Here is a 14,207-nt window from a genome sequence, read left to right on the forward strand (position 1 = left end):
GTTCCTCCGCTGCTCTTATTGATGTTTCAGCTCCGCCAACTTATCCGGCGGAAATACCGTCGTCGTATCGCCCAGGAGCAGGGCACGGTACGTCATCGTCGCGGCCTCCTCCAGGTTCAACGCCTTACGGAACGCCGACTCAACCGAGTCACCCAGTGCGCTAATCCCGTGATTGCCCAGTACGACGACGTCGTGTGACCCGTCGGCTACCTGTTCGGCAGCGGTATCCGCCAATTCGTCGGAACCGTTGACGTAGTACGGGGTGTACCCATAGCTTCCCACATAGAAGGCGTGGTCTTGGGTGATGAAGCGGATGCGGTGACCGAGAGCGGTCAATAGCAGGGCGTATTGCGGGTGCATATGCACCACGGCTCGCGCGTCAGCGCGCGCCTCGTATGTTCGCGCGTGCAGTTTCCATTCACTGGAGGGAACAGGCCCGTTGATAACCGAGCCCTCCATGCGCATCAGCGTGAAGTGCTCGGGCTGCAACCTGTCCAGCCACGTCCCCTTCCCCGTAACAACGAAGGTATCCTCACCTATTCGGGCAGATAGATTTCCACCGCTGGCTAGCGCTAAGCCTTTGGCAACGATATCGCGGCCCACCTCAATGAGCTCGGCCACACGCTCTCTTATCTCTTTCTCCAGTGCTTCGTTCATCATCATTGCCCTTCCATGCCTTTGTCCGACGGCGACTGCCTGCCTGTTGGTGCCGCATCGGCCGCTGGCAGGGACGTCTCCGTTGCTGAGGTGGCGTCCGGTGACACCCCAGTTTCGGGCGCAGTTTCCGCCTCTGTTGCACCCGCTGTAGCCGTGGCGTTCCCCGTCGCATCATCGCCCGACGCGACGCCGTCCACGCGCAACGCACGCATCTGCGGCCATACCGGTCGGATTGCCTCTCGGGCGCGTAGATAGACCTCGTGCACGGCGCGGTAACGCTGGCGGCGCGTGCTATCCGGTTCGAAGCGACTCAACGAGGTAGCAAGCATCCCCGCAGCGGCTTTCACATCCGGCGCCACACCCGCGCTCACCAGTGCCAGCACGGCGGCTCCCCGCGCGCCCGCCTCCGGAGCGTCTTGGCGCAGTACACTCTGCCCCGAGGCATCGGCAAGAATCTCGCACATGAGATCGGAGCGGAATCCTCCCCCGGAGACCACCAGTTCTCCCGTCAATTGCAGAACGTCAACGCATTCCAACAACGAGAAGGCGACGCCCTCGTACACGCTGCGCAGGATCTCCGCCTGAGTGGTAGTGATGGACATTCCCATCCATGACGCCGACGCTGCGGTGTCCTGGAATGGTGCCCTCTCACCACCGGGCGAGGCGTAGGGCAAGTAGATAACACCCTGACTTCCCGGAGCCACGGTGCGTGCCATGCTCTCTATCTCGCCCCAGGTCAGTTCTTCCAACCCCAAGGTGCTGCGAATCCACTCCAGGTTTGGCGTACCCGTCATGGGCGCGAAGAATTCAAGAACCTGCGTGCCGCGTCCGGTGGCGAGCACCATGGAGTTCTCCGAGCTGCGCGCCGTCGCATCCGCCCGCAACACACCAACAAATCCCGTAGTGCCCAGGATCAGCCATCCATCGCCATTGTTAATGGCACCCAGACCATTTCCCGTGACGGCAACATCAATCATTCCCATTCCTACCGGGGTACCCACGGGTAAGGCGGTCTCGGCCGCGGCATCAGCGCTTACTCGACCACCGAATGCATCTGCCTGCCGCACAGGCGGAAGCAGGCCGATGGCCTCCTCCATGCCGAGTGCTCTCGCCAATTCCTCGGAGTATCCCGCTGCGGTGCGCACGTCGAGGAAGTTCCGCGAGGCCTCGGTGTAATCCGTGGAGAGTTCACCGGTGAGCCGGTAGCGCAACCAGTCCTTGCAGTACAGCAAGGTGGCCGCCCGGGCAATTGCGTCCGGCTCGGCCTCCCGCAGCTCCTCCAGCAGAACCGGTGCCAGTCCGGGAAAAGTCGTCGTCTGCGTCGTATCCAGAACAGCTTCGGCCTTACCACTGCGGTTCCATTCCTCCACTCTCTCAGCGGCTCGACCATCCAGCCATATCGCTGCCTTGCGAACCGGGCGTCCGTCGCCCTCTAGCAGCCACAGGCCATCGCCCTGTCCGGTTAATCCCACCGCCAGGATTTCCACCCCGTCGCCCAACTCGGCAACAACCTGGCGCAGACACGCAGCAACAGCCTGCCATATGCTCTCCATATCCTGTTCGGCTTCACCATGTTCGCCGTACTCAACCGGAACCCGCTCCGAGTGGACGGCAGCGACGCCCCCGGTCATATCAAAAGCGACGGCTTTGACTGCCGTCGTCCCGCCATCTACTCCGATGACGTATCGGTTCTGTTTTTCTTCCATGCCGATCTCCTTCGAACGGTAGTACAGAGCAAGCGTACAACGGTTCACCAGGATTGCACAACGGTTCACACGCATTCATGCTGTTGCCGCTAGTCTTGTCTTATGAGCGACGTCGACCAGAGCAAACCTATCCGACTATCAGATGGGTTATCCTCACGGCACCTGGTAGAAATCGCTCGCCTCTATTACGAGCGAAATATGACGCAGCGTGAGATAGCACAGGCATTTGGACTTTCACGCGTACGGGTGACGCGCCTATTGGCAGAGGCGCGCCAACGCGGAATCGTCGAGATCCGTATTCACGGCGACGACGGCCCGCCCTTCGCCGAGTTGGCGGCACGCTTGGCGGCGCGATACGGCTTGGAACAGGTTCGCCTTGCCCCCACATTCGATGATCCACAGCGTACTGCGGCTGAAATGGCAGGCACGGGCGCACAAACCCTATATCTCGCTCTTAACCAGGCATCAACGGTGGCCGTCGGTCTTTCCCGCACGCTCGGTGCCGCGATTCGGGAGCTCGCTCCATTCGGCCGCAGGCATGCACTATTCGTTCCGCTGGCGGGCGGGTGGTCCGGAGCGGCCGAAGGGCTGAACCCGGAAGAGCTCACCGCTCATCTGGCCTCCGTCACCGGTGGCCACTGCTATCACCTGCTGGCACCGCTGCTTGCCGAAACACCTGCCGTCGCCCGCAGCCTGCGCGAAAGCCCCGGAGTGGCCGAAGCACTTCGCCGGGCGGCAAGCGCGGACACGCTTATCACGGGCGTTGGTGGCCTTGACTGGACGGAAAGCCCACTGGCTCACGCCATTACCGCCACAGAACGCCAACAGTTGGAACGCGCGGGTGCCGTCGGCGACACATCGGCACGCTTCTTCGACGCGGACGGGCATACCGTTGCCTCCACCTTGGAGAAGCGCGTCGTCGGGCTAACGCTCCCACAGATGACCCAGATCCCAACACGCCTCGTTATCGCGCACGGCCCGGCAAAGGTCGCGGCCCTTCACAGTGCGCTGATCGGCGGTTTGGCCACCCACCTCGTTACCGACGTAGCAACCGCTCGCTGCCTGCTGGAGGATGACTCGGTCGCTAAGAGCGCCTGAGAAAAGGGACGAAATCGGCGGATCCGAAAAGAACCTGCATCTTCTAGGCGAGTTGCGCCTGTCTCCAATCCGTATTACATCGGTTATTCAAGCTGTTCTGAGATCTCGAACCAGCGCTGTTCGAGTTGCTCATTAGCGGCCTGCACCTCGCGCAGTTCATCATCCAGAGCGCGCAAGCCCTCGAAATCGCTCGGATCGTGCGCTGCCATCCGCTCGTGAATCGCCTCGACCGTGCGAGCAGCCCTGTCCATTTTTCGCTCTACGGCATGAAGTTCCTTGCGCAGGGCATGTTCCTGCGCACCGGAAAGTGGCGTGGCACTACCACCATCATTTTCTGCGGCTCGCGTGGTCTTCTGCTCGGCAGGCCTCTCTGCGGGTGCCGCCTGTACACCGGCTGCCCGTACCGCCGCATTCTCCCGCAGGCGCAGGTACTCATCGACGCCTCCGGGCAGATGCCGCACCGCGGAGCCCAGTACCGCATATTGCTGGTCGGTGAGGCGCTCCAGCAGGTAGCGATCATGCGAGACGACCACCAGCGTTCCCGGCCACGAGTCGAGCAGGTCTTCCACCGCTGCCAAGGTGTCGGTGTCTAGATCGTTGGTCGGTTCATCCAACAACAGCACATTCGGCTCCGCCATCAGCAAGCGGAGCAGCTGCAGCCGTCGTCGTTCACCACCGGAAAGATCGGCCACCGCGGTCCAGGCGCGCTGGCGCGTAAATCCGAGTCGTTCCACCAGCTGACTCGCGGTCAATTCCTTCTTTCCCACCGTAACCCTCGTGGCAACCTCGCTTGCAGCCTCCACCACGCGCAAATCTGCGACCTCGTCCAATTCCCGCGTTTCTTGCGTCAGTGCGGCCAGCCGCACGGTTTTCCCGGTTTTCACCCGGCCGGCCGTGGCCTGAAGCTTCCCGGAGATCAGACCGAGCAGCGAGGACTTTCCCGCACCGTTCGGACCGAGAACACCGATGCGCTGCCCGGGCGCGAGGCGAAGCGTGACATTGTGCAACACATCCTCGCCGCCCGGGTAGGCGAAAGAAGCACCCTCGAGATCAATAACGTCCTTGCCCAAGCGGGCAGTTGCCATGCGCGTGAGTTCCACGGTGTCGCGGGGAGCCGGCTCGTCGGCGATCAGTGCCTCCGCCGCTTCAATGCGGAACCGCGGCTTCGATGTACGGGCGGGAGCTCCCCGACGCAACCATGCCAGTTCCTTGCGCAGGATATTGTTACGTTTCGCGGCCGCAACCGCCGCCTGCCGCTCCCGCTCTGCCCGCTGCAGGATATAGGCGGCATAGCCACCCTCGTACGTTTCAACACGGCCGGGCTGGGGTGCGGTGCCGCCCCGCTCATCCACACCGGGCACTACATCCCATAGTCGCGTACACACCGCGTCCAGGAACCACCGGTCGTGAGTGACCACAATCAACGCACCGCGTACACGTGCCCCTCCGAAACGCTCGTTGAGATAGTCCGCCAGAAACGTAATACCGTCAATGTCGAGATGGTTGGTCGGCTCGTCCAGCATGACGATGGAAGCGTCCTGGCACAGCGTTGCGGCCAGGGCGACGCGGCGGCGCTGCCCACCCGAAAGCTCGTCAACCTTGCTATCCAGCGCGATATCAGGCAGTAAACCGGCGTGCAGGCGCCGGATATGTGCGTCACTCGCCCACTCGTGTACGGCGGCCGTGGAATGGATGACCTCGTACACCGTGGAGCCTTCGGCAAACGAGTCGGCCTGCAGGAGAAAGGCGATCCGGGAATCATGTGTGCGCGTCACCCTTCCCGTATCCGGTGCGAGGGTTCCGGCGAGCATCCGCAGTAGGGTAGTTTTCCCGCCGCCATTTGCACCGACGACGCCGACGCGTGAACCATCCGCAAGGCTCACAGAGACATCAGCGAGAATGGGACGGTGCCCGCGGGTAATACCGATCCGGTCGGCGGCCAACAAATGAGCCATCAGAAGGCGTCCCGGATATGCGCGCCGCCGGCGGGCCCGTCCGCCCGAAGTGCAGTCAATTCGGGGAAATCCCGGGCGAGGCGTCCCGCGAGCGCGTCGGCGGTCGTTGCATCCTCTGCCAGAACGGCAACCGTTGGGCCCGACCCGGAGACGAGCGCTGCCACGCCGTAGGAGTTCGCCTTCCCAATGATGCTCCGCAGAGTCGGATACAGCGAGAAGGCCGCCTCCTGCAGATCGTTGACCATAAGCGGCGCCATGCGCCGCAGATCGGCTGTGCCAACCGTGCCCTGCAATTCCTCCGTCTCCGGCACCAGAGACTCGGGCACGGGCCGATATCCCATGATGGCGTCGAATTCACGGAAGACATCCGGCGTGCTCAGGCCATGTGGCGAAACCAGGAGGATCCAGGAGTGCATGGTGCCCGGGCGCAGCACCCGCAGCTCTTCACCACGGCCGGTGGCATGGGCGACGCCTCCCAACAGGCAGAAGGGCACATCAGAGCCGAGTTCGGCGCCCAGTTCCCGCAGAGTCGGCGCGTCGAGCCCCAGGCCCCATAGTTCGTTGCATGCCACCAGCGTGGCAGCCGCGTCGGCGGACCCACCCGCCAGCCCGGCCGCCACCGGAATGCGCTTGGTCAGGGTCAGTTCGACGCCGTCGGCAATGCCGTAGCGTTCGCGCAGCAGCTGTGCCGCCCGAACGGCCAGGTTCGTATCGCCGGTGGGAGCACCGCCGTCGTCGCCCTCGTAACGTAAACGGACGGACCTGTTGCCCGAGCCGGCCTGCGCCACTGAATCCGAATCGGGCAGCGCGGTGGCGCGGACGTCGTCGAAGAGGTCAAGAGCCTCGAAAACGGTGTCGAGGGGATGGAAACCATCCAGACGCGGCGGCCCGACGCGCAGTGCGAGATTCACCTTTGCCGGTGCAGATGCGAGAACTGTATGCACGGCGGATAGTCTACCGGGAAGGGAGAGTAGGCCGACAATACCGCGACGATCCAGAGGCCGCCGCTCTGCTTCTGCTCCCATCTTTCGAGCAGGAGTGAACTCTCGTGCCATGTGCTCGCGCCGCTCGCGAAGGACATCGAAAGCCGCGCATACGCTCTTAGCCTCCAGCTGGCCCGCGCATACGCGCCATGTAGTACACGAAGGCGATCACCAGTATTCCGCCCACAACACCATGGATCGGCGTTCCCGACTGGCCGACCGCCCCTAGCAATATAATCCCCACGCTGGCCAGTGCCACCACTACTCCGGCTGCCCTGTCGCGCAGTGACACCGCCAAGGCGTCACGCACAATACGAACGTCGGTCTCGTCGAATTCGGGCTCACTGAAGGCTAGTGCACTCTCATCAGTAATGGCGGGGACGGTACGCGCATCGAGATTCAGTTCCAAGCCCAATCCGCGTAGGGCACGCCCCAGCCACACCACCCACAGCCCGCTGAGCGTGATTGCGATCAAGAACAGAATCACGCCGAAAATGACATACACAATGGCCGTGGTGCTGGTGCCACCGGCAGAATCCGCGATTTCCACTCTGCCGCTGATCAGAGCCCACGCGCCCGTGCCTAGACCTACCGGAACCAGCCAGCTCACTGCGGTCAGCAGCGCCAAAACCACACGCGAGCTAAGCCGCGCCACCGTCATGAGAATCAATGCGCATAGTGCCACTCCCAGCGCCGTCAGCATAATGCCCAGTGCGTAGAGCCGCATGGCGGAATGCTCCGGGTGAGTCATACCGTAATAGCCCAGCATGCCGATCACTACGGCGAACCCCGCCACAACGCCCAGTAACGGGAAGTGAACGCGGCGCATGCGCGCCATGAGGAGGTCCGGAGAAGCCGGGGGCAAACGCGTTTCGCGCCAACGCTCCACTTCGTCGAGATCTCGCTCTTCGATCGCCCGCGCCACACGCAGCCCGGCACGCAGCGGACCGCACAACACCAGCGCCACCGGGAATCCGGCTATTAGTGCTACGGAATACTGGGACGTCCAGTGCACCCCAGTAAGTATCACAATTGTCAGCAACAGCAGCGCCCACAGTCCGCAGGCAGCCATACCCGCAATGGCCAGATCGATCCGACGCTCAGCCCGCAGCCAGAGCTGGTGCATCGCCTGATCCATCTACGTTCCTCGTTTCGCGGGCCATGGAGCGGGTCCCCGGTGGAAGGGCTCCTCGTCTAAGCCTAGTCCAGCCCACCCTCAGATTCTGTGATCAAACGGGCCGCCGTCGCTATGGCAATGAACTCATTGACACTCAGACGCTCACCACGCACCCCGGGATCGAGGCCGGCCCGGCGGAGAATCTGTTCGGCACTGCTTGGACTTCCTGCCCATTCGGCCAGTGCGGCGCGCAAGGTCTTTCTTCTCTGCGCGAAGGCATGATCGACGACGGCGAATACCTCCTCGCGCGAAATGTTGGATGCGCGTTGCGCCGCATCCTGCGGCGAGGCATCCCGCGGCGAGGCGTTACGCCTGAAACTCACCAGCGCCGAGTCAACGTTGGGGACCGGCCAAAAGACGGAACGGCCGATCTTCGCGCCACGCCGCGCCTGTCCATACCACGCCAATTTCACGGAAGGAGCCCCGTAGGTGCGCGAGCCCGGTTCCGCCGCCAAGCGATCAGCGACCTCGGATTGCACCATGACAAGCGCGGTCTTCAGGCTAGGAAGCACCTCCAACAAGGTCAATAGCACCGGAACAGCCACGTTGTACGGAAGGTTGGCAACAAGATGCTCCGGCACATATGGTGCCGCGCCAGCCAGCGGAGGAACGGCAAGATCAGCGACGCCGTCGATGGTGAGGGCATCGCACTGCGCTAATGCGAAACGCCCGGAAGCTTGCGGCATTCGCGCCTTTACCGTTGCCGGTAGAACGGCTGCCAATAGCGGATCGATCTCCACTGCGGAAACACAAGCACCCGTTTCCAGCAGCGCGAGTGTCAAGGATCCGAGGCCTGGTCCGATCTCAAGAACTCTATCGCACGGGCCGATGTCGGCATCACGCGCAATACGCCGAACGGTGCCGGCGTCGTGCACGAAATTCTGGCCCAGCGTCTTCGTCGGCCGAATACCCAATTCCCGAGCCAATGCGCGAATGTCGGCAGGACCGAGCAACTGTGCCGCTTCCGATGCCTGACCGGCGGCATCCAAGAATGTCATCGTAAGTGATCAGGGCGCCGATCTAGTACCAGCCGGTGCTCTGCGAATGCGACCAGGCAGCGCATGGCGTCCCGTAGCGCCCGGAAATGTAACCGAGTCCCCACTTGATCTGTGTTGCGGCGTTGGTTTGCCAATCGGAACCGGCCGAGGCCATCTTGGAACCGGGCAGTGCCTGCGGAATACCGTAGGCACTGGAATACGGATTACTCGCCGTCACATTCCAGTTGGACTCCCTGTTCCACAGCGAAACGAGGCAGGAGAATTCGCCATCGCCCCAGCCGTAAGAGCTCATCATGTTGTAGGCAATCTGCTGTGCTTCACCCGCCGGAGCGATGGAAGCGGAACTTGTACTACTGGAGCTCGCACTCGCGTCCGTGCTGCTGGCGGCAGTGGTATCTCCAGAACCAACCCGGACAACCTCGTCAACCCGCTCGGTCTTCTTCACCGAAAGGATGAGCGTCCGGTTCACTTCTTCACCATCAATGTAGGTCACTTCGTATGTATTCGACGTAACACCGTCGACACCTTCGGACTCAACCTCGGTGCTGCCAGAGGCGAGAGTGGCATCCTCAACCTCTGAAGACTGGTACTTATCAACCTCATCCTCGGAGATCGTCTTTGTCTCCACTCGGTTGATCGTCACCTCAGCCCCATCCGCGACCGGATCGGTCAAGGGCTGCGATACCTGATCGTCCGCATCGACCGCGATATTCGCCTCGGCCAATGCTCCGCCGAGTGTGGGTTGGCTGGTGGTGACTTCCCGCTCGCCACCATCCACGTGCACGGTGAAGGTCACGTCGCTTGCCTTACTCGTCGACGGCGCACTCAACGACGCCATCGACGCCCGGCTGGAGTGCAGGGTATCGGCCGACGCCGGCAAACTGCCATCTGATGCACCAACGGCCCCCACACCGGCGGCAGCGGCGACAACCGCCACTACGGCCGCGCGCGAACGCGCAAAGAGGTGGAACTTACGAGGTGCTGCGGTGACAACGGGGATTTCCGCAGTGTCGCGCGCATCCGCCTCATCTTCAAGCGTCTCCGTAACACTGTCCGCCGCAGGCTCCTCAACCGTTGCGGTAGCTTCTTCCACAACGACTGCGGCATCCGCTGCCAACGCCGACTCGTCATTCGCTGCTGCCTCTTGCGCATCGGTCACAGGCTCCTGCGTGGCAGCCGCGCCTGTAGTGACCGACGATGCGTCGTTCACTACACCCCCGGTTACCAGCTGTTTCTGCGCTAGACGTTCGGCCCGCCTTGCCGCGCGCCGCGACCCTTCGGCCGGTTCTTGTGCCAGCAGCGCCTCAAGCCGCTGGATGTCTGCCTCTGCAGCCCCACTATGACGCCCCAAACGAGTGCCTCCTGATAGTTGTTCTCATCGAGAACGGCCTGCCGCCCCAATTTGTAACAAATCTAGACTGATCGTAACCAAATCGTGACCTTTTGGCCAGCAGTTTCCACTGTTGTGCCGCAACCGGCGTCACGCCCACAAAGTGCGCCACACGCTTTTTTGCCGATCTACCAGCGGAAAATGGCGTTTCTCGCACGATTTCGAGGAATAGCACACACTTTGCCATGCGCACGCAGCCTCGGCGTACGTACTCGTTGAGCCACTAGCACCAAACAGCCACTGCCACCCCAGAACAAGAGTGCCGCTATCGGGTGAGAAGTTGATAGTCGCGATCAGACACCGGGCGAAGGCAGTTTACCGTCAGTCCCTGACTACTGCCAGCAGCCGACCAGCTAAACAGTAAGGTGACTTCGGCTGTCGTCACACAACAGATATCTATCGGCTGTCGTCACACAACAGATATCTATCGCGTCTATCACGCACGATGCGATGTGCATATGGTGTTAGTCTTCAGCTATGACCACGGATCCCGCAGACGAGTTGGCCGCAGACTCCGCAAAACGGTCCCACGCCGCACTATTCACGCCCATAGCACGGATCGTACATGTTCTGATCTGTGGCATCCCGATCATCGTGACGTTCATCGGTCTCTTCCTTCCCTACTTTCAGATAAGAACACCCGACTCGGCGGGTACACCGATCTCCTGGGCCACAGCAAGTCAGATCCAAGGGAGCGCGAGGCCGTTCATCTCAACGCTCGTATTCCTAGCACTTGCGCTCGTCCCGCTCGTCTTGCAGTTCTTCGACCGTAAAATGCCCAGCAACCTCCTCCTTGGCTCATCAAGTTTTGGCCTCATCGCCGGAGGCGTTGCGCTTGGCAATGTCGCAGTGAATCTCGAGCCGGGAAACATACGCTGGGTTGAGTACAACGGTTTCATACTCGAGCGCGGAATCGGCTTTGGCTTGATTCTTGCGGGTGCTGTCGGCCTGATCGCCGCTGGCATGGTACTGATCGCTCGCGTATGGGCAGCCATCCGCCGTCGTGAACATATCCTCGCGCAGCAGTAAGAACTCCGAAGCGCAAATGCCCGCACAGCATATATCGCGCACCGGTCCGTGAGGCATTCATCCACACACCGGTCCATGAGACATACATCCTCACATCAGTCCATCAAGCATTCATCATCCTTGGGTGCGGTTGCATACGAACCCGCGGCTCGATTATGCGAAGCCTGCGGCCCCTAGCGGCAACACCCACACGGCACTCTTACCGTCTACACCCCGTACACCGTGCGCGTATTCGTATCAATTTGCTCGCACCACCGTTGAAGCGATAACCCTCGCAATTCCGCCTGTGCCCGCACGGTGTACGCCACCGCGTACGCCGCGTTGGGGTGGCCCCGCCACGGCACAGGGGTCAGATAGGGTGCATCCGTCTCCGCTAGGAGCAACTCCGGCGGGAAGGCCAGGAAGGCCTCCCGCAATGACCCGTTGACCGGGTAGGTCATGGACCCGCCAAAGCTGCCATACCAATCATGGGCGGCACATATGCGCGCCATCTCCACATCACCGGAGAAACAGTGGAACACGGTACGCTCAGGCGCTCCGCACTCCATGAGGATGCGGATGGTATCCGCGTGGGCTTCCCGGTCGTGAATCTGCAGCGGCAGGTCGAGTTGCTTGGCCAATTCGATATGCAAACGGAACGATTCGGCCTGCGCTGCTTTTCCCGCGTCGCCGGTGCGGTAGTAGTCCAGTCCCGTCTCTCCGATGGCTACCACGCCGGGGCGCCGCGCGAGTTCCGCAACCAGCGCGACGGCGTCGGTGAGACTGTACTCCCGATGCCAAGGGTCCAGCCCGTGACTCAATCCGTCCGGTGACTCGGCGGTAATCCCGCAGTGCAGCGCCGCCTCATTCGGATGGATGGCGATCGCTGCCGATAGCTGGTGCGGATGCATGGATGCCACGGCAACGGTTGGTTCCAACTCGGGAACCTCACAGCCACAGGTAATAGCGTGCCGCACGCCGACACGTTCCATCCGGTCCAGATGTTCCGGCACGTTCAAGTGTCGCGACGACGTCGCCTCCGCGGCTTCCGCCGCCCCGGAGCGCGTCAGCTCTTCCAGTCGTGCCATTTCGCGGCGTGCCGCCAGATGCGTGTGGTTGTCGACCACCGGATGCGGCAGACGCTCGGGGACATCTGGATATTGGTGACGCTTCTTCTTCGCCAAGTCTCTTCCTTCCGCCAAGTCCGCCTGACGTCAGTACATCTATTCACCGGGCCCAATTAGACAATTCATCGGGCCTAATCGGACAATCCGAGGCGTTCCAATTCCTCATCCACCACGGATTCGTCCAACTTCTGGAACACCGGCTTCGGCTTGGCAATCGGCGTACCCGGTACAACGGGCACCGACTCCCAGCGATGAACGTCGGTATAGTCGCCGGTAATAATCGGGTACGGGTCGCCCCCATCCAGATCGCTGACCTCTTCCAGGCGCGGCAGCGGCGCAATATCACCACTACCCCCGAGCACACGATCCACCGCGTTAGAAGAATGCGGTAGGAACACGCATATCATCGTGTTCAAATCTGAAACGGCCTGTGCCAGCGTATGCAGCACCGTAGCTAGGCGTTCGCGCTGCTCGGGGGCCTTCAGTTTAAAGGGCTCCGTCTTGGCCACGTAGGCATTCGCCTCACCCACCAGTCGCATGATCTCCGCCAGCGCCGCGCGCTGGCGGTGGTGGGCGATATGGTCGCCGACGGTCTCGAAACCACCACTGATAGCGGTTAGGAGTTCCTCGTCGACGTCGTCGCGCATCGACGGTGTGGGGATCTCTCCGAAGTTCTTCGCGATCATCGCCGCGGTACGATTGACAAGATTTCCCCAACCTGCCACCAGTTCGGAGTTGTTCCGGCGTACAAACTCAGCCCAGGTGAAGTCGGCATCGGAAGCCTCGGGGCCGGCAATAGAGATGAAATAGCGCAGCGCGTCGGGCTGATAGCGTGAAAGCACATCGCGCACGTAAATCACCACGTTCTTCGAGGAGGAGAACTTCTTTCCCTCCATGGTGAGGAACTCGGAGGCAACAACCTGCGTGGGCAGGTTGAGTTCGCCTAAAGCACCCGGCTGTCCACCGCGGCTGCCCTTACCGTTGTAGGCGAGGAGCTCGGCGGGCCAGATCTGGGAGTGGAAGACGATATTGTCCTTGCCCATGAAGTAATAGGTGAGAGCCTCCGGATCATTCCACCACGCCCGCCAGTCATCGGCGCTGCCTGTACCCGCCGCTTCGCGGCGCCGAGCCCACTCGATTGACGCACTGAGATATCCGATGACGGCGTCGAACCACACATACAAGCGCTTATTGGGTTGGTCCTCCCATCCGGGCACGGGAATGCCCCAGGAGATGTCACGGCTCATGGCGCGCGGTCGTACATCCTCAAGCAGGTGCTTGGAGAAGCTGATGACGTTAGGCCGCCATTCGCCCGTGGCCTCCACCTGATCCAGCCAGGTGGCGAGCGCATCCGCCAGCGCCGGAATATCAAGAAGGTAGTGGTCGCTGACTTTGAATTCGGGGGCCTTGCCGGACACTTTCGAGATCGGATTAATGAGATCCTGCGGGTCCAGCTGGTTGCCGCAGGTATCGCATTGGTCACCGCGCGCACCATCCGCGCCGCAAATCGGGCATGTTCCTTCGATGTAGCGATCGGGAAGCGTGTTGCCGGTTTCCGGGTCAATGGCGACGTTCTGCGCCTCAATGATCATGTATCCGTTGTCACGGCAAACCTCGAACATCTGCTGCACCACCTTCTCGTGGTTCACCGTGGTGGTGCGAGTGAAGAGGTCATAGGAAAGGCCGAGCGCTACCAGGTCTTCCGCGATAATGCGATTGTTCTTGTCCGCCAGCTGTTTCGGTGTCACACCCTCGGCTTCTGCCGCGACGAGGATGGGGGTGCCGTGTTCATCGGTTCCGGACACCATAAGGACGTCCTCTCCGCGCATTCGCATGTAGCGGGAGAACACATCCGAGGGGACGCCGAATCCTGCGACATGACCGATATGGCGGGGCCCGTTGGCGTAGGGCCAGGCAACTGCGGAAAGAATATGCGACATGCCTATAAGCCTACGTCTTCAGAGCGCGTCGCTCATATTCGGACGATGTTCCGCCGTGTTGCAGTTCGGACGATGTTCCGCCGTGTTGCAACTTCGCGCGACGTGGCATTGCCGTTGCGGCTAGACTGGATATGCCCAATCTTGCCAGCAGAACAGACTCCCGGGAGG

The 14,207-nt window shown here is 61.6% G+C and carries 11 protein-coding genes; 2 read left to right on the forward strand and 9 right to left on the reverse strand.

Annotated features, from left to right (window positions below):
* Nucleotides 1–15 precede the first annotated feature (15 nt).
* Both EKN07_RS03430 and EKN07_RS03435 read right to left on the reverse strand, forming a co-directional pair.
* Nucleotides 16–663, reverse strand: coding sequence for a class II aldolase/adducin family protein (locus EKN07_RS03430; protein ID WP_240611359.1), 648 nt, complete (start codon nucleotides 661–663; stop codon nucleotides 16–18).
* Nucleotides 660–2,363 (reverse strand): FGGY-family carbohydrate kinase, encoded by a 1,704-nt coding sequence (locus EKN07_RS03435; RefSeq protein ID WP_126145629.1) that lies wholly within the window; start codon nucleotides 2,361–2,363, stop codon nucleotides 660–662. The genes EKN07_RS03430 and EKN07_RS03435 overlap by 4 nt, the downstream gene beginning before the upstream one ends.
* A gap of 102 nt (nucleotides 2,364–2,465) precedes the next feature.
* Here EKN07_RS03435 and EKN07_RS03440 point away from each other — a divergent pair, with 102 nt between their 5' ends.
* On the forward strand, nucleotides 2,466–3,461 hold the full coding sequence (locus EKN07_RS03440; RefSeq protein ID WP_126145630.1) for a sugar-binding domain-containing protein: 996 nt from the start codon (nucleotides 2,466–2,468) through the stop codon (nucleotides 3,459–3,461).
* 83 nt (nucleotides 3,462–3,544) lie between these two features.
* Here EKN07_RS03440 and EKN07_RS03445 read toward each other — a convergent pair whose 3' ends face one another.
* From EKN07_RS03445 to EKN07_RS12980, 5 genes are all read right to left on the reverse strand, one after another.
* Nucleotides 3,545–5,416 (reverse strand): ABC-F family ATP-binding cassette domain-containing protein, encoded by a 1,872-nt coding sequence (locus tag EKN07_RS03445; RefSeq protein WP_206435660.1) that lies wholly within the window; start codon nucleotides 5,414–5,416, stop codon nucleotides 3,545–3,547.
* Complete coding sequence (locus EKN07_RS03450) at nucleotides 5,416–6,471, reverse strand: 4-(cytidine 5'-diphospho)-2-C-methyl-D-erythritol kinase (protein WP_126145632.1); 1,056 nt, start codon at nucleotides 6,469–6,471, stop codon at nucleotides 5,416–5,418. The genes EKN07_RS03445 and EKN07_RS03450 overlap by 1 nt, the downstream gene beginning before the upstream one ends.
* A 46-nt stretch (nucleotides 6,472–6,517) precedes the next feature.
* Nucleotides 6,518–7,537, reverse strand: coding sequence for a hypothetical protein (locus EKN07_RS03455; protein WP_108715034.1), 1,020 nt, complete (start codon nucleotides 7,535–7,537; stop codon nucleotides 6,518–6,520).
* A gap of 62 nt (nucleotides 7,538–7,599) precedes the next feature.
* Nucleotides 7,600–8,574, reverse strand: a complete 975-nt coding sequence (gene rsmA / locus EKN07_RS03460; protein WP_108715033.1) for a 16S rRNA (adenine(1518)-N(6)/adenine(1519)-N(6))-dimethyltransferase RsmA — start codon at nucleotides 8,572–8,574, stop codon at nucleotides 7,600–7,602.
* 22 nt (nucleotides 8,575–8,596) lie between these two features.
* Nucleotides 8,597–9,925, reverse strand: coding sequence for a G5 domain-containing protein (locus tag EKN07_RS12980; RefSeq protein WP_240611357.1), 1,329 nt, complete (start codon nucleotides 9,923–9,925; stop codon nucleotides 8,597–8,599).
* A gap of 516 nt (nucleotides 9,926–10,441) precedes the next feature.
* Between EKN07_RS12980 and EKN07_RS03470 the strand changes: the two genes are divergently transcribed.
* A complete protein-coding gene (locus EKN07_RS03470; RefSeq protein ID WP_108715032.1) occupies nucleotides 10,442–10,993 on the forward strand; it encodes a hypothetical protein in 552 nt (183 codons plus the stop codon).
* Nucleotides 10,994–11,199: 206 nt separating this feature from the next.
* Here EKN07_RS03470 and EKN07_RS03475 read toward each other — a convergent pair whose 3' ends face one another.
* Entirely contained in the window at nucleotides 11,200–12,156 is a 957-nt protein-coding gene (locus EKN07_RS03475) for a TatD family hydrolase (protein ID WP_126145633.1), read from the reverse strand.
* Between the two features lie 74 nt (nucleotides 12,157–12,230).
* Complete coding sequence (gene metG, locus EKN07_RS03480; protein WP_126145634.1) at nucleotides 12,231–14,039, reverse strand: methionine--tRNA ligase; 1,809 nt, start codon at nucleotides 14,037–14,039, stop codon at nucleotides 12,231–12,233.
* Nucleotides 14,040–14,207 lie beyond the last annotated feature (168 nt).

The sequence above is a fragment of the Actinobaculum sp. 352 genome (assembly GCF_003957265.1).
Lineage (GTDB): Bacteria > Actinomycetota > Actinomycetes > Actinomycetales > Actinomycetaceae > Asp313.

Coding starts and splice junctions, on each gene's coding strand:
- EKN07_RS03470 (WP_108715032.1), top strand. CDS start 10,442: ATGACCACGGATCCCGCAGACGAGTTGGCCGCAGACTCCGCAAAACGG.
- EKN07_RS03435 (WP_126145629.1), bottom strand. CDS start 2,363: ATGGAAGAAAAACAGAACCGATACGTCATCGGAGTAGATGGCGGGACG.
- EKN07_RS03450 (WP_126145632.1), bottom strand. CDS start 6,471: ATGGCACGAGAGTTCACTCCTGCTCGAAAGATGGGAGCAGAAGCAGAG.
- rsmA (WP_108715033.1), bottom strand. CDS start 8,574: ATGACATTCTTGGATGCCGCCGGTCAGGCATCGGAAGCGGCACAGTTG.
- EKN07_RS03445 (WP_206435660.1), bottom strand. CDS start 5,416: ATGGCTCATTTGTTGGCCGCCGACCGGATCGGTATTACCCGCGGGCAC.
- EKN07_RS03440 (WP_126145630.1), top strand. CDS start 2,466: ATGAGCGACGTCGACCAGAGCAAACCTATCCGACTATCAGATGGGTTA.
- EKN07_RS03455 (WP_108715034.1), bottom strand. CDS start 7,537: ATGGATCAGGCGATGCACCAGCTCTGGCTGCGGGCTGAGCGTCGGATC.
- metG (WP_126145634.1), bottom strand. CDS start 14,039: ATGTCGCATATTCTTTCCGCAGTTGCCTGGCCCTACGCCAACGGGCCC.
- EKN07_RS03430 (WP_240611359.1), bottom strand. CDS start 663: ATGATGATGAACGAAGCACTGGAGAAAGAGATAAGAGAGCGTGTGGCC.